We start from the raw sequence: 18,967 nt of genomic DNA, 5'->3' as shown, positions 1-18,967 counted from the left end.
AATTAAACGTCCGAACTATTTAAAAACCGACCAATAACTTTCACATTTAATACATGTTACAGCAATCAGGCCGTCATTCCCGACCGCTAGCGGACGCCCCACAACTGGTTCACTCAAAAATGGGGTTTATAAAATGGGTCGTGAAATTCTTAACCGTAAAGGCCGCCGCACACGCTTGCTCCGTGCAGCAATTCTGGCTTCTGTCACCTTGCCTGGAACAGCAATTGCCGGTGACGTCGTCGGGACAATCAGCAGTGCTTCGCTGGATCGTCCAGCGCGCGGAGTGACGGTAATGATCGAAGAAACCGGTCAATCGGTCGGCACTGACCAAAACGGACGCTATTCGATGCTCGGCCTTGATGCGGGCACCTACACGCTGCTCATTGTGCAGCCGGGTTATAAAGACCAGAGAATCACAGTCACGGTACCGCAGGAAGGTTCGGTAACTGCCGATGCCAGTATCGAGCTAGTTGGGGACGCCTCAGATGGCGCCATCGTCGTCACAGGCGCACGCACGTCGCGCCTGCTGGCGATTGAACGCAAGCGGTCCTTGCCCGTCATTGCGGACATTGTATCCTCTGATGGTATTGGCAAGCTGCCCGACTATAACACCGCCGAAGCATTGCAGCGGCTTCCGGGAATCTCGGTCGAAATTGATCAAGGCGAACCACGCTATGTCGTCATTCGCGGCGTTGATCCCAACCTGAATCAGGTGACTATCGACGGCAATATTGTCGGTATCCCCGAGGCGGAAGGCCGACGTGTGGCGCTCGATACTATTCCCTCGGATCTGGTCGCTGCCATCGAGGTGGTGAAGACCGTTACCCCCGATTATGATGCCAATGCGATCGGCGGTTCGATCAATATCGTCACGCCGACGGCGTTCGACCAGAACAAGCCGTTCACCTATCTGTCCGGTCGGGGCATTTATAACGGTGCGTCTGACAAGCTCGGTTTCGCTGCCAGCGCGATGCACGGACAAAAGATCGGGCCGGATGAGAGCTTCGGTATTGTTGCCGGTATAAGCTATTCGAAGCGGTTCATCGACAGCCAACTGGTTGATCCGTTGGGCTGGACCGAAGTTTCAGACGGTTTCTTCGCCCCTACCGGCATGCGCTATTTTGATTATTCGATCATGCGGGAACGCATTGGCGCAATCCTGAATCTGGACTGGCGGCCAAGCGATACCGTCCATCTTTATGTTCGCAATATCTACAATGAATTTACCGACGTGGAAGGACGCGACCAGTTTGATTATGATATGGATCGCGGCGACATCACGTTTCCGGCCCCCAACCAGGTCACCTATTCATCGGGCAGGGCAACCCGTGAGTTTCGCCAGAACGAACAGACCCAGAAGCTCTATAATATCTCGCCGGGTGCGGACTTCAGCTTCGGCAATGTCGATCTTGCCCTGAACTATACCTATGCGCACGCGCAGGAACATACACCGGTGCGCGACGATATCGAATATCGCTCGGGGAGCGTCGCGGTCTCGACCATTCTTGTCGAAGGCGAAATGCCCACGTTCGTTGACGTCGATGAAGTCTTGTTCGATCCGGCATCTTTTCCACTGCGCCGCATTCGCCTTCGTCGCGAGACAATCGACGAGGACCTGCACGCCATCAAGGCTGACATAAAGGTCAACTTTGCCGACGTGAGCGACAGTTTCCTCAAATTTGGTGTAAAATATACGGACCGGACCAAGGACCGTGACAATTATCAGGAACTCTGGGAACCGGCCGCCGCCGTCACTTTTGCTGACACCGGCACGGCCCTACCAGAAATCAGCAATTTTTATGATGGTGATTACCGCTTTGGACCGGCGATGGATTATGCCGCGACCCTGGACTATTTTTTCCAGCAGAATCCCGGCTCGCTGGTCCTCGATGAAGAGACAACCGGTTTCAACGACCGTGCATCGGATTATCGCGTCAATGAAAAAATCTATGCCGGTTATGTGATGGCCAGTATGGAGTTGGGCGATCTGACCGCAATTGGTGGCGTGCGGATTGAGCGGACCGAGGGTACTTATGATGCATTCGCCATCCGCGATACCGATGGCAACGGCTCAATTACCGTGTCTGATATCACGCCCCTAAGCTTTGATCAGACCTATACCCACGTGCTGCCAAGCTTGGCGCTAAATTATCGCCCAATGCCGAATGTCGCCATTCGGGCAGCCTGGACCAATACCATCGGCCGCCCCAACTATAGCGATGTCGTGCCAACATTCGAGGAAGAGGATGGCGAAGGCGCAGCAGGTAATCCCGGACTGGAACCTTATACATCGATGGGACTGGATTTCTCGGCCGAATATTATCCCGATGCAGAGAGCATTTTCTCGCTCGCCATGTTCTACAAGAATATCAAGAACCCGGTTTACACGCAGCGTCTGGTCGACACCAGCTTTGCGGGGATTGATCTGCTTGGCCTGTCACAGCCCCAGAATGCAACGGATGGAGAATTGTTCGGGATTGAAGCCAATGCGGTTCGGCGGTTGACGTTCCTACCCGCTCCGCTTGACGGTCTCGGAATTTCGGCCAATGTTACCTTTGTCGACAGCAATGTGAATGTCCCGGGACGGACAGACGACCTGCCGTTCTTCCGCCAGTCCAAATGGATTGCCGGCGGGGCGCTTTTTTATGAGAAAGGCCCGATCGAGGCAAGGGTAGCGCTAAGTTACCGGGATGCCTATCTCACCTCCGTTGGCGGAACCAGCGCAAGTGATGGCTATGCAGCAGGGCGCACCGTATTGGATGCCCGTCTTTCCTATCGTGTCATGAAGGGAGTGGAGTTTTTTGGCTCTGTTTCCAATATCACCGAGGAACCGTCGATCGGCTATCAAGCAATACGCAATCAGATAACGGCCCGTGAAGCTTATGGCGTCAATGTCGATTTCGGGTTCAGCGCCAGTTTCTGATCCAGAAGCATCGAGCATCCCTTTTGTGTGGCGGGCGGTCAAAATGATCGCTCGCCACTGACCGGCTCTCCAGTTTTATTCCTGTAAGCAAAGGATCCTATTGTGATCAAAGCCTCGCGATTGTTCATGCTGTTCGCGTTCCTGTCCGTATCTGCTACCGCAGCTGGCCCGAGCCTTGGCGAACCGGTCCTGCGTCAGCATGATGGTAAAGGCACTCCGACACCGGTCCTGCTCGAAGCGAAGACGCTGAACGTATATAATGCCGCGGAAGCCGATCAGGGGGCCGCGGCGGACGAGCGCCACTTCTATGCCATCGATAACAGCGCTATCGGCAAATATATGCTGGCTGACGGTTCGCCTGTTGCCCAGTGGAGTGATCTGCCTTCGCCCGGCATCGAGCATCTCAACAGCTGCTATGTAGAGGCAGCGCAGCTGTGGTGCGCAAATTCCAATTATCCTGCCGCACCAATGGGCTCATCCATCGAAATTTTCGATACGGAAACCATGGAGCACCGTGCCACCCACAGCCTGGGCATGATGGAGGAAGGATCGCTGACCTGGTTCGCGGCCACGGAAGACGGTTTTCTTGCATCCTTTGCCCATTATGACCGACGCGGGGTTCCCTATAAGGACCATCGCTATTCCAGTGTCGTGACTTTTGACAAGCAGTGGCGGCGCACAGGCGGATGGCTGTTCCCGAAAGCGATAACCGATCTCATGGCTCCCTACGCCGCATCTGGCGGTGCGATCGGCCCCGATGGCAGACTATATATATCCGGCCACGACCGACCCGAGATCTATGTTCTCGAAGCGCCCGTCAGCGGGCCCTATCTGACACATGTGGCGACCATTTCACTCGAGATCGAGGGCCAAGCCTTTTCGTTTGCGCCAGACAATAGTCAGATAATCTATGCGGTGGATCGTAAATTGGGTCTCGTGAAAGCGATAGAGCTGCCCAAACTTCCATAGTGCCGTGGATTGAGTAGAGCAAAGTTGCGCACTGCCATTTGTTGGCCAGAGCTTTTTTACATAGCGCGTTCACCATATATCCGCAGTCACAACAGCACCTGAAGGACCGGTCCTAAATTGGTGCCCGTCCTTGGCTGCTCTGCCTCCGCAAGAATGGCGGTTTTCCGACCAATATCTGAAATGGTGCCGAATATCCGACTCGAACGGATGACCTACCGCTTACAAGGCGGTTGCTCTACCAGCTGAGCTAATTCGGCATGCACTGGATTTGCTGGGCGCTATTAGCGTCAAACCACGCCAAAGGTCCAGCCCTCTTTTTGCGCGATTTCATCGGTCAGAGCGGGCGGGTGCCAGAGCGCTCGATTACCGGCGACCTGCTTCATCCAGGCGGCGGTGATCAGGGCATCGGTGCTGTGGTCGTCATAGCGTGGCAGTCTTGCCGGGATTGGCGTATCCAGCCGTGTCAGCGCTTGCTTGAGGCCGGCACGATCCCGTACCTTGCTGCGTCCTTTAGGCTGACCTGCGGCCAGCGCGGCAACGGTTGTATATATCTCCACAATGGCGGGACCGGAATCGGGAACCGAATCAAAAGGCCAGACCGGAATTACACCACCAAGCCGATGCAGCAGTCGCATGCCGGTGAGACTCGATTTTCCAACCTGGGCCGCACCGACTAGATTGAAGCAGCTGGCACTGTTCGCCTGTCCGGTTTCGCGCTGATAGCGTTCGACTTCACGCAAGCGCCCGGTCCCGCCGGTGAAAAGATCACCAACCCGGCCCCCGCCATGACGAAAATGGCGGCTTGTTTCTTGGTGGTTCAGTAAGTTGGTGACATTCAAATACGGCTCATCACTGCACATCGTATCGACTTCGCTCCACAGTGCCTTCGCATGGTCGGGGCTATCGGACCATCCGGGGAAAAAGGCACCGTGATCGATAAAGGGCAGCGACATCGACAGGTCGAAGCCGATCAAGATATCCCGCTTCTCTTTCGCGAGGTGCAAAAGCCAGGCGAGAACATCTTCTCTGGACCAGCGCGGCTTTGGAGATATCAGGGCAGGGGGACCGTCCGGACCGATAATTGCGACCGCAATGCCTTGTGGACGTTCTGTCTTGGCGCCCGACCAGTCGATGCAGGCAAAATGGGAGAAGCTTCGCACGCTGGTCGTTTAGCGCATCATGGTGACAAAAGAAAAGGGCAGGCCCATCGGACCCGCCCTTGTTCTTTTGCTTATCGACCGAAGTCTATTTTTTAACGACCGTTTTCCTGGCCGGAGCTTTCCGTGCCACTGGTTTTTTTGCAACAGGTGCTTTCGGTTTCGGCGGATTGGCGTAGAGATCTTCCAATAGTTTGCCAGCCACATTGCGGCCACCCCAGCCAAAGGCCAATGCTGCAGCAGCTGCCCCACCGATCACCAGTGCCGTGAATGCTGTTTGTACGATTTCCTGTCCGACACCCATAAACTGCAGGCCCATGAAGGTGAACAATATGATCGTCGCATAGCGGATAATGTTTCCAGCCAACTTGCCTTCATCTGCACTGCTCATCACGCGAGCGAGCAGATTGGCAATAAGGAAACCGGCCATTATCACTACGCCCCCGAATAATACCCGACCACCCAGTTCAAGAATCTGGTCCAAAATCTGAGTCAATTCAGGGAATCCGAGCAGGCGCGTCGCAGCGATTGCAGCGAATAACATGATGCCGATCTGGGCAATCCGAGCGAGAATAGACGTCAGAGACGTGCTTTCTGGCAATATACCGATCGCAGCGGCGGATTGGTCTACACCGAGGCCTGGCAGGATATCCTTGATGATCTGAACCATAAATTTGCTGATCAAATAGCCAAGGCCCAAGGTAATAGCAGCAGCGAAAATCGCAGGGAGGGCTTGGAAAATCATGCGTAACATTTCGCTGGCCGGGCCAGAGATAGACTCGATATTCAAAATATCGAGAGCAAAAATTGCTACAAAGATGACCGTCAGCGCGTAAACAATCGATCCGATTGTAGACGAAATCTGGCTATTTCCGGTTGCCGTATCGATGCCGCCGCGATTTGCCCATTTGTCGAAGTCGAATGTTTGCAGAGCTGTCACTACCAGATCACGCAGGATATCTGCTATTTTCAGGCCAACGAAAAAGACGACCACGGCCATTACGATGCCCGGCAGAGCCTGCATAACGGTGTTAAGCAAACCTTCTATCGGTTGTACTACACCACCAAGGCCGAAGACCGTCAGAACAGCAATCAAGCCGAACAGCCAGATCAAGAGACTGGCGATCTTGCCCAATGATTGACCCAGTGAGGTGCCAGATCCCGTATCACGTCGAAGGAAGCCTATGTTGTCGACCAGTTTGGCAAAAGCCCATTTTGCGGCCTTTGCCAAAGCCCAAGTGACAAAAAGAATAACGATTGCAAGGCCGATTTTCTGGCCTATTTCTATCGCAAGCTCCGTGTCCAGAGCATAATTGCCTATTCGCATGCCATCCATATAGCTTCCCCTAGTTGAAAAATTGTATCGTCTGAAACCGTGTTACCATATTTCAGGAAGGATAGACAGTTATCAATCGAATGACTGCGGAGCGAAAGCGTAAATACTCGTAAAGATCAAGTGATTGGGATCATCTCTACTACAACCCGACCAATGGCTTCGCGCCTTTCCAGCACGGTCAGGGCCTTGGCTGTATCGGCCAGAGTAACGCGATGGGAGATATGCGGTCGCATCGCTCCCTGTGCCGCCAATTCTTTGAGTGCGGCGCTCTGCCGTTTGGCGAGTTCCGGATCGCGCCGGGGCCCTTCTCCGGCGCGCACGCCAATCAGGCTATAGGTCTTGATCAATGCATGATTTGCCGGGAAGGCCGGAATTTTACCGCTCGCAAAGCCGACAATGAGATAACGTCCGTTCCAGGCAATGGCGCGCGTCGCGATCAGCGCGAGGTCACCGCCAACCGGATCGTAAATGACGTCAACACCCTTGCCGTCGGTGAGTGCTTTGATCTTGGCGGCCAAATCCTCGTCAGCCGGGTCGAGCACATGATCAGCGCCTGCTTCTTCTATCGCCTGACGTTTGGCATCACTGGAACCCGTGCCGATAACTATTGCACCGATATCCCTGGCCATTTTGACTGCTGCCATACCGACGCCGCCACTCGCGCCCAGAACAAGAATGGATTCTCCTGCTTGCAGATGCCCCCGCTCGACCAGTGCATGCCATGCCGTCGATGCGCCGGTTTGCCAGCAGGCGCCTTCGGCAAATGACAGTGCAAGGGGCAGGGGAGAGATGGCCGCCTTGTTGACGATCCATTGTTCTGCCAGAGCGCCCCCCTTGCCGCCAGCCATGACTCGGTCGCCAGGCTTGAAGCTGTCCACATCGGGTGCGACTTCAATCACCTCTCCCGCTGCTTCCAATCCGGGGACGAACGGCGGATCGGGACGGAATTGGTATTTACCCTGGGTCATCAACAGGTCGGGGAAGTTCAGCCCTGCTGCATGGACCTGTATCCGTATTTCTCCGGCTTTTAGCGGCTCCGCCTTTCGTTTCACGATCTCGATCGATGAAGGGCCGGTGAGAGCGGTGCAAAGAGCGGCATGATATGTAGCTGTCATCCCTCTACGCCCGCAACGATATCTCTGGTAAAGGCTTCGATATCAAATTGGTTATCGCTGGTGTCATAGCCGCGTCGAACAATCACGAGATCAAGCGAGGGAATGATCACCAGATATTGTCCGCGATTGCCAAAGCCGGCTAACGTATCTTCCGGGATGCCGTCTGACTTGTTCATTAGCCAGAATGTCGCGCCATAACCGAAATTGCGGCCTTCGGGCTGCGGTCCCGATGGTGTGCTGACATATGCACGCCAGCTCTCCGGCAGCAGGCGCTCACCGTTCCACAGACCGTTGTTGAGATAGAGCATGCCAAGCCGCCCAAGATCACGGGCCGTCGTCCACACCTGACTGGATAAAATGTAATTATCCTGCCAGTCGGTCTCGACATAGGTCCGCGTCATCCCGAGTTTCTGGAAGAAGGTAAAGGGATCAAAATCATGCTGGTCGGGCAAATCATTCCCAAGCTTATGCTTCTGATCCAGATGCTGTGCGCGTGCGGCATGTACGGCAAGCAGCGTATCATTATTGGCATAGCGAAACCGTGAGCCCGGAGCGTAGAGCAAGGGCCAGGCCGTCGCCCGCTCGGTTACGCTTGCACCGCCCATATAAAGAGGATCGGTGCGATTACCGGCGGTGTCGCTGACCAGCCCGCTGCTCATACGCATCAGATTGTCGATGGTCAGCGACGCACGGGGATCACCGAATTTCTGCCATTCCGGAATTTGTACCGGGGCATTGACGTCGACCATTTTTCGCTCGACAGAATGACCGATCAGCGTTCCGGCAAGGGATTTTGCGACCGACCACGTTCGCTGTCCGGTATGGAGGTTATGGCCCTGCTTGTATTTTTCCGTCTGGATTTTCCCATCCTTGATCACCAGTACCGCGCTGGTTTTTCCGCCATAGATATTGGGACGAAAGGCGCGATCGGCGATATTTCCAAAATCGGATGATGGAGAAACAGCATTTTGATCGCCCATTGGCCATGGCTGGTCATCAACAAAATTGCGCTCGATTACCGGTGCCCCTATTTTCAGGCCACCGAAGCTGATCGGCATGGAGGTGCAGCCGCTCTTGCGGTTCCAGATTGCGACCCGAGGGGGGGCGTCATCCGCAAAGCGAACGCGGACCTGTCGCTCTGACTCGTCAATTTCCTCAGTCAGCGCCGGTACGATATTGGCAATCCGGTCATAGATGCCGGTCAATTCATCGGATTTGATGTCAGCCAGTGATTTTCCGCCATTCCACAAGCCCGAACAGATGAACTGTGCTTTATAGCCAGCAGCCAGAGCGCGATCATAGCGCCTCGATTCTTCCTCCTGGGCGAATGCACCCTGGGAAAACAATACTCCCGCTATGTAAAGACTAGCCAGTTTTTTCAGCACGCAATTTCTCCCAATAGTCCAACCGTTCGCGGATTTTATGCTCAAAGCCCCGATCTACAGGCTGGTAGAAATGCTGCGGTTGCATCTCATCCGGCCAGTAATTGTCGCCCGAAAAACCGTCATCACTTTCATGATCATAGCTATAGCCCGAGCCATAGCCGATTTCCTTCATCAGCTTGGTCGGAGCGTTGAGGATATTCTGAGGCGGCATCAGCGAGCCTGTGTCCCTGGCTGATTTCCAAGCCGCCTTTTGCGCTTTATAGGCAGCGTTGGATTTAGGAGCAGTCGCGCAATAGAGGCATGCCTGAACAACCGCCAGTTCGCCTTCCGGGCTACCGAGAAATTCAAAAGCCTGCTTTGCGGCGAGGGCCTGCACCAGCGCTTGCGGATCGGCCATGCCAATGTCTTCGCTAGCAAAACGCACGATCCGCCGCAGCAGAAAAAGAGGTTGTTCTCCTGCCACCAGCATTCGCGCCAGATAATATAAAGCTGCCTGAGGGTCCGATCCCCGCAAAGCTTTGTGCAGTGCCGAGATCAGATTATAATGACCCTCGCGATCCTTGTCATAGACCGCCATCCGGCGATGCAGGACCTTTGCAAGCCCGGAAGAGTCCAACAGGTCTTTGATATCCAGTGAAAAGAGCGTCTCCGCCTGATTGAGCAAAAACCGGCCGTCGCCGCCCGCGCTGGCGATCAGCGCCTCTCTTGCATCATCGGTGAGGGGGAGGGGTTTCTCTTCAAGCCTTTCCGCTTTTTCCAGAAGCAGGCCGAGGGCGGCGGCATCAAGCCGATTGAGGATAAGCACCTGAGTGCGGCTGAGCAACGCGGCGTTGAGTTCGAAGGACGGGTTTTCGGTTGTGGCTCCGACCAGCACCACTGTTCCCCGCTCGACATAGGGCAGGAAACTATCCTGCTGCGACCGATTGAAGCGATGAATCTCGTCTACGAACAGGAGGGTTGCCTTGCCGGATTGAAACCGCATTTCTGCTTCGGCAAAGACTTGCTTCAGTTCCGCAACCCCGGAAAAGACCGCTGATATCGCTTTGAAATGCAATGCCGTCTGATTGGCCAACAACCGTGCGAGACTGGTTTTCCCCGTCCCCGGAGGCCCCCAAAGGATGATAGAGGACAGCCGTCCTGCGGCGATCATCCGGCCAAGGGTGCCTTCGCTGCCGACCACGTGATCCTGCCCGACGATATCGGTCAGCTGGCGCGGTCGCAACCGGTCGGCCAGCGGAGCCTCGTGCGTGTTGTCCAATTCGCTATGCTGATCCTCTTTATCGTCAAACAGCCCTTGCATGGTCAGCGGACGGCAACCTGCTTGATCGGACCATGACCGGCCTGTCGCTGACGCACCAGCCGGAGATAGGTTTGCGCAACGGCATTGTTGATCTGGTCCCAGCTATATTCTTCTGCTCTTTTTTCTCCGGCCGAACCGTGCGCGCTGCGCAGATCAATATTTTCGCAATAGAGTTGCAATGCATCAGCAAATTCACGAATCGCACCGGGTCGGATGAGCTTGCCGGAATCATTATGTTTGACCAGGCTCTGGCTGCCGGTGGCCTTTGCCGCGACCACCGGTAGCCCGCAGGCCATTGCTTCGAGCGTTACGTTGCCGAAAGTCTCGGTGACAGAAGGGTTGAACAGCATGTCCATGCTGGCAACCGCGCGGCCGAGGTCCTCGCCTTGCTGGAACCCGGCAAAAACGGCCCCGGGAATTCTTTCTTCGAACCATTGCTGGGCCGGCCCTTCCCCAATGACGAGAATCTTATGTTTCACTTTGCGGCGTTTGAGTTCATCGATCGTGTCAGAAAAGACATCAAGACCCTTTTCCATCACCAACCGGCCGAGAAATCCGATGACCGGTTCATCGTCCGTAATGCCGAGTGACTGGCGCCATGCCAGATCCCGTTTGTCGGAATTGAATATCTCGCGGTCAACGCCACGTGACCAGATGCCGACGTCATAATTCATCCGTTGGTCGCGGAGGACCTGAGCCATCGATTCGGACGGCGCCACCAGCGCATCGCATCGCCGATAAAGGCGACGCAGAATCGCTTCGATCACCGGTTCCAGAAAGGCGAGATTATAATAGCGGGGATAGGTTTCAAAACGGGTGTGCACGGAAGCGAGGACAGGAATATTCTGGCGGCGCGCCCAGGCGACCATCTTGTGGCCTACCCGGTCCGGACTCGATATCTGCATGATATTGGGGTTGAATTGCTCGAGATCCTTGCGCACGTCGCTGGAAATGCGGGTTGGAAAGCGATATTCTCCCCGTCCGGGAAAGGCAACGGACGGGACGCTGATCAGATCACCGGTGGGTTCAAACGCCGGAGTGTCGGTGGTCGGCGAATAGACCCGAACGGCTGCGCCCTGACGCAGCAGATAGTCTACCAGCCGATTGAGTGCCTGATTGGCGCCATCGCGTACGAAATTATAATTGCCGCTATACAGAGCAATGCGAAGGTCACTGATTTCCATAGCCGCCTTCAAGCATAGTCAGGGGAGAATTGCCAATATGAACTTGCTCGGCTAGCAAGCTGTTATGATACGGACCCGGCTTGCACATTTGTTGATTGGCACTCCTAAAGCCTTTGGCGAGAATGGAGAAGCAAGCGCAATTGCAAAAGATACAGTGGATTCCCCGCTCATGTTGGGCTTTGACGGGTTGGTTGGCAATCAGGTTGCCGACACTGTGCATCATGGTGGGCCTGACAAGGCCGTGCATCTTTATTCGCTCGAGCATTATGCCTTTTGGCGAGAAAAATATCCCGATGTGCCTGTGTTGAAGCATCCGGGAGCGTTTGGCGAAAATTTCAGTTGCTCGGGCCTGACTGAGGAACAGCTTTGTCTGGGTGATATTTTCAGGGTGGGAGAAGCGTTGATCGAATGCAGTCATGCGCGCCAGCCTTGCTGGAAGCTCAACCACCGGTTCGGTAAAGCGGATGTGCTGCAAACCGTGGTCAGGACCGGAAAATCAGGCAGTTATTTTCGCGTACTGGAAGAAGGTCTGGTACGGGCGGGTGATCAACTGGTCCAACAGGCGAGACCCTATCCGGAATGGCCGCTCGAACGGCTGTTCGGGATGCTTATCGGCGGTCAGCACAAGGGACAGGATGCAGAGCTTGTTGCGCTATCGAATAATCCGGCGCTCGGCAAAACCTGGCGCCTTCGAGCCGCACAGCTGGCGGGTAAATAAACCCGCTATCCATGATCCTGTTCTGGCGGGTGCAAGCGCAATTTGGTCACCCGGCGATCATCGGCTTCGGTGATTTCCAATATCCAGCCGCTGGGATGTTCCAGCCTTTCCCCCACCGCAGGAATATGGCCCGCCAGCACGAAGCACAGGCCGCCGATCGTATCGACATCCTCATCAATTTCTGCAAGCGCCGGATCGATGGTTTTTCCGACCTCATCCAGTTCCGCTCTGGCATCCGCGTCCCAAAATCCATTGTCGAGCTTTACCAGCATCGGCACTGGTTCCTCATCATGCTCATCTTCGATCTCGCCGGTGATTTCTTCGACAATATCCTCGATCGTGACGAGGCCTTCAGTGCCATTATACTCGTCAAAAATAATCGCCAGATGGGTGCGAGTGGCACGCATTTCGGCCAGCAGATCGAGCACGCCCATCGATTCCGGGACAAAGCGCGGTTGTCGAAGATATGGCGTAATATCATCAGGATATTTATCACCCTTGGCAACGATTGCGAAGATATCCTTGATATGGATCATGCCGATAATATTGTCGAGATTATCTCGATAGACCGGAATCCGACTGTGCCCGTGTTCGGAGAAAATATCGACCACGTCGCTGAACGGTGAGTCCACCTCGATCGCGATCATATCGGCACGGGGTACAGCGATATCATCGACCCGTTTGTCACTGAAATGCAGCATGTTGCGGAGCATTTCCAGTTCCAGAGACGATATGTCCTGTTGTCCACGGGGATCGGATTCGGCTTCGCTTTCGTGATCGTCAATTACTTCTTCGATCTGCGCCCGCAAGCTATTATCCTCGGTATTTCCGAATAGCAGAGCCTTCAGGCTCCGCCATATTCGCCCGGGTTCGTCGTCCTCCTTGGATTGGCCGTTGCTGCGAACCACGCCCGTTCCACTTTCCTTGTCTGCGTCACTCATAGTATTTTTTGAACACCTGCTTTACGTCTGGCCCGCGTAGGGACTGGCAATACCCAGTGTTGCCAGCGCACTGATTTCGCAATTTTCCATCATCCCCGCATCGATCTCGTTTTCGTGATCATAGCCTAGCAAATGCAGAGACCCGTGCACAATCAAATGTGCAACATGGTCGGAAAAGGAAATCTCTTTGGCGGCAGCCTCCTCACGACAGGTCTCGTAAGCCAGGATGATATCCCCGAGCAAAGCCTCCCCGTCATCGGTATTGGCGAGCGCTTCGAGCAGGTCTGGCTGGATCTGGGGAAAGGACAGGACATTGGTCGGCTTGTCCTTGCCGCGATAGGCCTTATTAAGTGCGTGTACTTCGGCGTTGTCGGACAGCTTGACGCTCAACTCCATTTCAAAATTGCGGGACAAGAGGTCGGCATGGGAGGATGCAGCGATGCCGGCGTTGGCCGCTCGCGCTGCCAATTCCGTCCAATCCTGTTCATTCCCCCATTTGGAAGATGCAATCAGTTCAGTCTGCAGCATCTTTGCCTTCATAGGCTTCGACTATTTTCCCGACCAGCGGGTGGCGGACCACATCGCTCGCCCCAAATTCGACCATGCTGACTCTCTCGATATCCTTCAACTTGGATACGGCATCGGCTAGTCCGGAAACGGCCTCCTTCGGTAGATCAACCTGTTTTGGATCGCCGCAAATCACCATCCGGCTGTTCATGCCAAAACGGGTCAGAAACATCTTCATTTGTGCTGCTGTCGTGTTCTGGGCTTCGTCGAGAATGACAAAGGCGTCGGAAAGCGTCCGTCCGCGCATGAAAGCAATCGGTGCGATCTCGATTTCCCCGCTCTCGATGCGCCTTTCTACCTGCTCAGCAGGAAGCGTGTCATACAAGGCATCATAAAGTGGACGCAGAAACGGATCGACCTTTTCCTTCAAATCTCCGGGCAGAAAGCCGATCTTCTCGCCTGCTTCGACCGCAGGCCGGGAAAGAATAAGACGGTCCACGGAGCCGGCAACCAGTTGGGAAACGGCCTGTGCCACCGCGAGATAGGTTTTGCCGGTACCCGCAGGACCGAGGGCGAAAATCATGTCGTCGCGGGCGAGGGCTTCCATATAATGAGCCTGCCGAACGGAACGCGGGAAAATGGTTTTCTTGCGCGTGCGGATCATCACCTTTGGCGCATCCGCTACGTCATTTTTCGCCACTTTTTCGGGTTTGGCTTTGCCACCTGATCCCGATTGTTTTGCCGTTTTCGCGACGCGGGGATCGGCTGCCATGGCGATAATCGCCTCGACCGCTCCGGTATCGATTTCCTGTCCCTGTTCCAGCCGATTGTATATTCCGTTTAGCACTGCGCCTGCCTGCGAAACAGCTTCTTCTTCGCCTTCGATTTTCAATTTGGTTCCGCGCGCTGCAATATAGACCCCAAGCCGGTTTTCAATCGCCACAATATTGCGGTCATATTCCCCGAAAAGATCGCCCAAAATCTGCGGATCGTCAAATTCCAGATCCAGTTTGACGATATTGCTGACCGTACCGGCCTTTGTTTTCTGGACCATCAGGCGGCCATTCTTTCTTTGATCTCGCCGGTGAGGCTATTGGGGCCGGCCTGGGTTACTTCCACCTCAACCAGATCGCCGATTTTCAAATCGGGTGAAATAATATGCAATGATTGCAGCCACGGCGTTTTGCCGATCAGTTGGCCATCAAGCTTGCCTTGACGTTCGAGCAATATGTCGGTGGTCCGGCCCACGGTCTGTTGATTAAACGCATATTGTTGCTCGTTCAGCAATGTCTGCAAACGCTGTAGCCGTTCGTCCATCACTTCTGGCGCTATCTGATCCTCCAGCGTGGCCGCGGGCGTGCCGGGACGGGGCGAATATTTGAAGGAAAATGCCTGAGAATAATTTGCATCGCGGACGATCTGCAATGTGTCTTCGAAATCCTGATCGCTTTCGCCCGGGAATCCGACAATGAAGTCCCCCGACAGCGCCATATCCGGGCGTATTTTTCGCATCTTCTGGAGAATATCGAGATAGCTTTGCACGCTATGGGAACGGTTCATTGCCTTGAGGATACGGTCGCTGCCCGATTGGACTGGCAAATGGAGGAATGGCATGAGCTTGGCAACGTCGCCGTGCGCGGCGATCAGGCCTTCTGTCATGTCATTGGGATGGCTTGTCATATAGCGAATGCGTTGCAATCCGGAAATCTTGTCCAGTGCCCGGATCAAGCCATCGAGACCCTGGTGTTGCCCCTTGTCATCTTCGCCGGTCCAGGCGTTCACATTCTGTCCAAGCAGCGTGATTTCGCGCGCGCCGCCGTCGACCAGAGCCTTCGCCTCGTTGACCAGATCCAGCCAAGGGCGGGAGATTTCTGCACCGCGGGTATAAGGGACTACGCAATAGGTGCAAAATTTATCGCAACCTTCCTGAACCGTCAGGAAGGCATTTGGCCGCACCTGTTTGCCGCGCGAAGGCAAGATGTCGAATTTGGAGATGGCGGGCATATCCGTGTCGAGGGCCTTCTTGCCGGATTTGGCGGTTTCCATTAGTTCCGGCAGCCGGTGATAGGCCTGTGGACCGACAACAATATCTACGCTGGGTGCGCGGCGGGAAATTTCCTTCCCCTCTGCTTGTGCAACGCATCCGGCAACCGCGATCATCGGACTGGTTCCGTCTTTTCTGCGCAACCGTCCGATGTCGGAATAGACCTTGTCGACTGCCTTTTCGCGAATGTGGCAGGTGTTGAGCACGACCAGATCCGCTTCTTCGCCATTTTCGGCGGCGCTCATGCCCTGATCAACGAGCAATTCGGACATGCGCTCCCCGTCATAGACGTTCATCTGGCAGCCAAAGGATTTGATATGGAATTTTTTGGGATCGGCTGTGGTCATAGCTGGTGCCTATACAATGGGTTTGCCGCCCAGGGAAGCTGAAAGCGGTTCGGCAATCCGTCGCCGGGCCTCCGCTGCAATATCCTTTCTCGAGGAATAATGATCCGGATCGAAGGGTTCCAGAAAATGGACTTCAACCAGAAAACTCCTGCGCCGGGTCAGCAATCGCCAAGCATTCAAAGGCGCGCTTTCTTCGCCGGTCCAGCTGATTTCATGCGCATGGTCTCCGTAGTTGAGAAAAATCGGTTGCACCATAATGCCTGGTGGCGGTGGTTCCAATACTTTCAGCAGCGGGGCTTTGAAGGGGAGCAGCATCGATCCGTCCGTGGTCGTGCCCTCGGGGAAAATCGTGATAGCCCAGGTTTCTTCCAGAGCATCCCGTAACTGGTTAATTTGCTGGGCGATACCCATGCGATCGGATCGCGAAACGAAGACCGTGTCATTGAGTCGACACAGCCAGCCAATGATCGGCCATTTTCCGATCTCCTCCTTTGAGACAAAGGCAGTACCGCTGTGGCCACCGAGTATCGCAATATCCACCCAGGACAGATGATTGGAAATGAAGAATACGTCCCGCCTGATCGGGGTGCCGACTATATCGACCCGCGCTCCGCAAGCAAATGCTGCGATTTTGAGAAATGTTCGCGGCCACGGGTTGGACAAGCGCAAGATGCGCCAGATATAGTAGAAAGGAATGCAGAATATCAAAGCGGTAACCAGCAGGGCCAACCGTAGTGCGAATCTCAAATAACCCATTGGCGAGGCTCCGTCCCACAGCTGATAGGCCATTGGCTGGGTGTCGTAAGGTCGAGCCTCAGGATCGTGGTGACGCACGTTATTTTTTTCTGGCGAGAGATACGCCATATAGCTCCATACGGTGATCAACCAGACGATAGCCTAGTTTTTCCGCGATCTGCTTTTGCAACGCTTCGAGCTCCGGATCGACAAATTCGATAACTTTCCCGGTTTCAACATCAATCAGATGATCATGGTGCGATTCAGGAACGGCCTCATAGCGTGCGCGACCATCACCAAAATCGTGACGGTCCAATATGCCGGCCTCTTCAAACAGGCGAACCGTTCGATAAACCGTTGCGATCGATATACGGGAATCCACGGCCGCCGCCCGTTCATGCAAGGTTTCGACGTCCGGATGATCCTCGGCATCGGAAATCACGCGCGCGATTACACGGCGTTGATCGGTGATCCGCAGTCCTTTTTCTGCACATAGTGCTTCAAGATCAATTTTTTGTGGCATGAACCTTTTTCATCGTCTTTAGTGAAGACTCTATGCTGTGTGCAGTATATTGCAAAGCGAAAATTGCGGCAACCATGCCGCAATTTTCTAAAAACGTGGCAAATAGGGATGTGATCTATTTCTTAGATCCCTTTTTCTTGCCCAGGCCGATAGCTTTGGCCAGCTGTCGGCGCTTTTCGGCATAATTGGGGGCAACCATGGGATAGTCATTGGGCAGACCCCATTTGGCGCGATAATCTTCCGGTGTCATGCCATAGTGAGTCATGAGGTGGCGTTTCAGCATTTTGAGCTTTTTGCCATCTTCCAGACAGATAACATAGTCGGGTTTAATGGATGATTTGATAGGAACCGCAGGATCCGGTCTGGCTTGCTCGGCAGCTTTGCCTGAAAGTCCCGCGAGAGCGCCATGAACACTGCTGATGATAAGCGGTAAATCTGATACCGCGACGCTGTTGTTGCTGACATGTGCAGCAACAATGTCTGAAGTAAGCGTAATTAGAGTCTCATTCAGAGCGATTTCTTCCTCTGTCATAATATAGTACCTTTTTGCGACCATTTTTATTATATTGCAGTTATTGCGCGGCGTTGTTTACACAACTCAACGTAAGCTGCAACAGTCAAACTGGCCGGATCATTGCACTTTTGTTCAATTGTTGAACGTGGTCTTATAAGTGATAGCGTTGAATTTTTTCTTATTCGGACCGGTGTAATAGTCTCTGCGCAATCCGATCTCGCGGAATCCAAATTTTGCATAGAGTTTGGCAGCTGGATTGCCACTCCGCATTTCCAAAAAAACGGCCGCGACCTGATCTTTGCGCGCGATCAGCAACATTTGCTCGAGCAGCAGATATCCAATGCCCTGGCTTTGGCATTCCGGTGAAACCGCGATCATGAGCAGTTCTTCTTCGTCTGCTGCCTGTCGGCTGATCACAAAGCCGCAGATATTGTCTCGCTGTCGTGCAACCAGAAGCTTCGCGCTGGGCATCAAAAGCATAGATCGACATTGATGATGATTCCATCCCTCTCCATAGGTTTCGGGAAAGGCCGTATCCATGACGCGCATTACGTTGGGCAAATCGCTGAGATCACCCGGCTGGACGGTGACCGGGGGAGAAGCGCGACCTTCGCATGGCAATCGGCGACTGGCCATCGATCAGGAGGCATCCGCTGGCTGGGCGTCCGGTTTGCGACCATATATGGGTTGGGGGGGCATTGTTATCATATCATCGCGCACTAAAGAGATTTGCGAGGCATTTGGCAATATCGCAAAATGATCAATCCTGTTGGCCAAGGTGGCAAGCTCTGCCGCTGCTGATCCGGCAATGTAATCGGCGTTGATCTGTTCTGTAGCCTGATCTGGTGTCAGGGAGGCAAGCGGGCTCATCGGTTCACCGTCAGCGGAAAAATTCTGCAGAAAATATTCACCATGGCCCGCAAGCATCGCCACGCAGACGGGGTGCGGCGTTTCCAATCGATCCAGGGCCTGCGCCGCAACCAGAGCGAGGCAGGAATAGCCGCGAATTTCGGCGTTCCACGCCAAAGCCAGAGCCTTCGCCGCGGAGAGGCCGATACGGACGCCGGTAAAGCTTCCGGGGCCGCAATTGACCAGGATTTTGTCCGCTTTGCCGCGGTTTGGCAATTTTGCAATTGCCGGGATCAGCTTTTCCGCATGCCCGCGCCCGATTTCGGCATAATCAGCGGCGATTAGCGCGCCGTCCTCAAACAAGGCAACGGAACATGCAATGGTGGCGGTATCAATCGCGAGAAGGCGGAGACCCATAGA

Annotated in this window: 18 protein-coding genes and 1 tRNA gene; 3 read left to right on the top strand and 16 right to left on the bottom strand. The window is 54.4% G+C overall.

The features are described from left to right. Nucleotides 1-133: 133 nt before the first annotated feature. On the top strand, nt 134-2,923 hold the full coding sequence (locus ACN0VD_RS01025; RefSeq protein ID WP_417590675.1) for a TonB-dependent receptor: 2,790 nt from the start codon (nt 134-136) through the stop codon (nt 2,921-2,923). Nucleotides 2,924-3,025: 102 nt separating this feature from the next. Then, nucleotides 3,026-3,892, top strand: a complete 867-nt coding sequence (locus ACN0VD_RS01020) for a hypothetical protein (RefSeq protein WP_417590673.1) — start codon at nt 3,026-3,028, stop codon at nt 3,890-3,892. 181 nt (nt 3,893-4,073) lie between these two features. On the opposite strand, the gene ACN0VD_RS01015 is transcribed toward ACN0VD_RS01020, so the two are convergent. The 7 genes from ACN0VD_RS01015 to ACN0VD_RS00985 all read right to left on the bottom strand — a co-directional run bounded on the left by ACN0VD_RS01015 (nt 4,074) and on the right by ACN0VD_RS00985 (nt 11,369). Next, nucleotides 4,074-4,149: transfer RNA gene (locus ACN0VD_RS01015), tRNA-Thr, on the bottom strand. 30 nt (nt 4,150-4,179) lie between these two features. Continuing rightward, a complete protein-coding gene (locus ACN0VD_RS01010; protein WP_417590671.1) occupies nt 4,180-5,052 on the bottom strand; it encodes a hypothetical protein in 873 nt (290 codons plus the stop codon). Between the two features lie 85 nt (nt 5,053-5,137). Then, nucleotides 5,138-6,376, bottom strand: a complete 1,239-nt coding sequence (locus ACN0VD_RS01005; RefSeq protein ID WP_417590669.1) for a mechanosensitive ion channel — start codon at nt 6,374-6,376, stop codon at nt 5,138-5,140. A gap of 125 nt (nt 6,377-6,501) precedes the next feature. Beyond that, the gene (locus ACN0VD_RS01000; protein WP_417590667.1) at nt 6,502-7,500 is read right to left on the bottom strand and encodes an NADPH:quinone oxidoreductase family protein; all 999 of its coding nucleotides are present in this window, start codon (nt 7,498-7,500) and stop codon (nt 6,502-6,504) included. Continuing rightward, nucleotides 7,497-8,885 carry a serine hydrolase domain-containing protein gene (locus ACN0VD_RS00995; protein WP_417590665.1) on the bottom strand — a complete coding sequence of 463 codons (1,389 nt, stop codon included), beginning with the start codon at nt 8,883-8,885 and terminating at the stop codon, nt 7,497-7,499. Before ACN0VD_RS00995 ends, ACN0VD_RS01000 begins: the two co-directional genes overlap by 4 nt. Further along, nucleotides 8,866-10,185, bottom strand: coding sequence for a replication-associated recombination protein A (locus ACN0VD_RS00990; protein ID WP_417590663.1), 1,320 nt, complete (start codon nt 10,183-10,185; stop codon nt 8,866-8,868). The genes ACN0VD_RS00995 and ACN0VD_RS00990 overlap by 20 nt, the downstream gene beginning before the upstream one ends. Nucleotides 10,186-10,187: 2 nt before the next feature. Continuing rightward, nucleotides 10,188-11,369 (bottom strand): glycosyltransferase family 4 protein, encoded by a 1,182-nt coding sequence (locus tag ACN0VD_RS00985; protein ID WP_417590661.1) that lies wholly within the window; start codon nt 11,367-11,369, stop codon nt 10,188-10,190. Nucleotides 11,370-11,433: 64 nt separating this feature from the next. Between ACN0VD_RS00985 and ACN0VD_RS00980 the strand changes: the two genes are divergently transcribed. Further along, a complete protein-coding gene (locus ACN0VD_RS00980; RefSeq protein WP_417590659.1) occupies nt 11,434-12,087 on the top strand; it encodes an MOSC domain-containing protein in 654 nt (217 codons plus the stop codon). A gap of 5 nt (nt 12,088-12,092) precedes the next feature. Here ACN0VD_RS00980 and ACN0VD_RS00975 read toward each other — a convergent pair whose 3' ends face one another. The 9 genes from ACN0VD_RS00975 to tsaB form a co-directional block, all read right to left on the bottom strand. Further along, entirely contained in the window at nt 12,093-13,028 is a 936-nt protein-coding gene (locus ACN0VD_RS00975; protein ID WP_417590657.1) for a hemolysin family protein, read from the bottom strand. Nucleotides 13,029-13,049: 21 nt separating this feature from the next. Next, nucleotides 13,050-13,556, bottom strand: a complete 507-nt coding sequence (gene ybeY / locus ACN0VD_RS00970; RefSeq protein WP_417590655.1) for an rRNA maturation RNase YbeY — start codon at nt 13,554-13,556, stop codon at nt 13,050-13,052. Then, complete coding sequence (locus ACN0VD_RS00965) at nt 13,543-14,589, bottom strand: PhoH family protein (RefSeq protein WP_417590653.1); 1,047 nt, start codon at nt 14,587-14,589, stop codon at nt 13,543-13,545. The genes ybeY and ACN0VD_RS00965 overlap by 14 nt, the downstream gene beginning before the upstream one ends. Continuing rightward, nucleotides 14,589-15,926, bottom strand: coding sequence for a tRNA (N6-isopentenyl adenosine(37)-C2)-methylthiotransferase MiaB (miaB, locus tag ACN0VD_RS00960; RefSeq protein ID WP_417590651.1), 1,338 nt, complete (start codon nt 15,924-15,926; stop codon nt 14,589-14,591). The genes ACN0VD_RS00965 and miaB overlap by 1 nt, the downstream gene beginning before the upstream one ends. Before the next feature lie 9 nt (nt 15,927-15,935). After that, nucleotides 15,936-16,682, bottom strand: a complete 747-nt coding sequence (locus ACN0VD_RS00955) for a lysophospholipid acyltransferase family protein (protein WP_417590649.1) — start codon at nt 16,680-16,682, stop codon at nt 15,936-15,938. A 79-nt stretch (nt 16,683-16,761) separates the two neighbouring features. After that, nucleotides 16,762-17,184, bottom strand: a complete 423-nt coding sequence (locus ACN0VD_RS00950) for a Fur family transcriptional regulator (RefSeq protein ID WP_417590647.1) — start codon at nt 17,182-17,184, stop codon at nt 16,762-16,764. 115 nt (nt 17,185-17,299) lie between these two features. After that, entirely contained in the window at nt 17,300-17,716 is a 417-nt protein-coding gene (locus tag ACN0VD_RS00945; protein ID WP_417590645.1) for a MucR family transcriptional regulator, read from the bottom strand. A gap of 114 nt (nt 17,717-17,830) precedes the next feature. Continuing rightward, entirely contained in the window at nt 17,831-18,334 is a 504-nt protein-coding gene (gene rimI / locus ACN0VD_RS00940) for a ribosomal protein S18-alanine N-acetyltransferase (protein WP_417590643.1), read from the bottom strand. 3 nt (nt 18,335-18,337) lie between these two features. After that, nucleotides 18,338-18,964, bottom strand: a complete 627-nt coding sequence (tsaB, locus tag ACN0VD_RS00935) for a tRNA (adenosine(37)-N6)-threonylcarbamoyltransferase complex dimerization subunit type 1 TsaB (protein ID WP_417590641.1) — start codon at nt 18,962-18,964, stop codon at nt 18,338-18,340. Nucleotides 18,965-18,967: the final 3 nt, after the last annotated feature.

This window comes from Parasphingorhabdus sp., assembly GCF_048267785.1.
Lineage (GTDB): Bacteria > Pseudomonadota > Alphaproteobacteria > Sphingomonadales > Sphingomonadaceae > Parasphingorhabdus.
The sequence above is the reverse complement of the archived record's forward strand: the minus strand, read 5'-3'. Positions and strand labels throughout refer to the sequence as shown.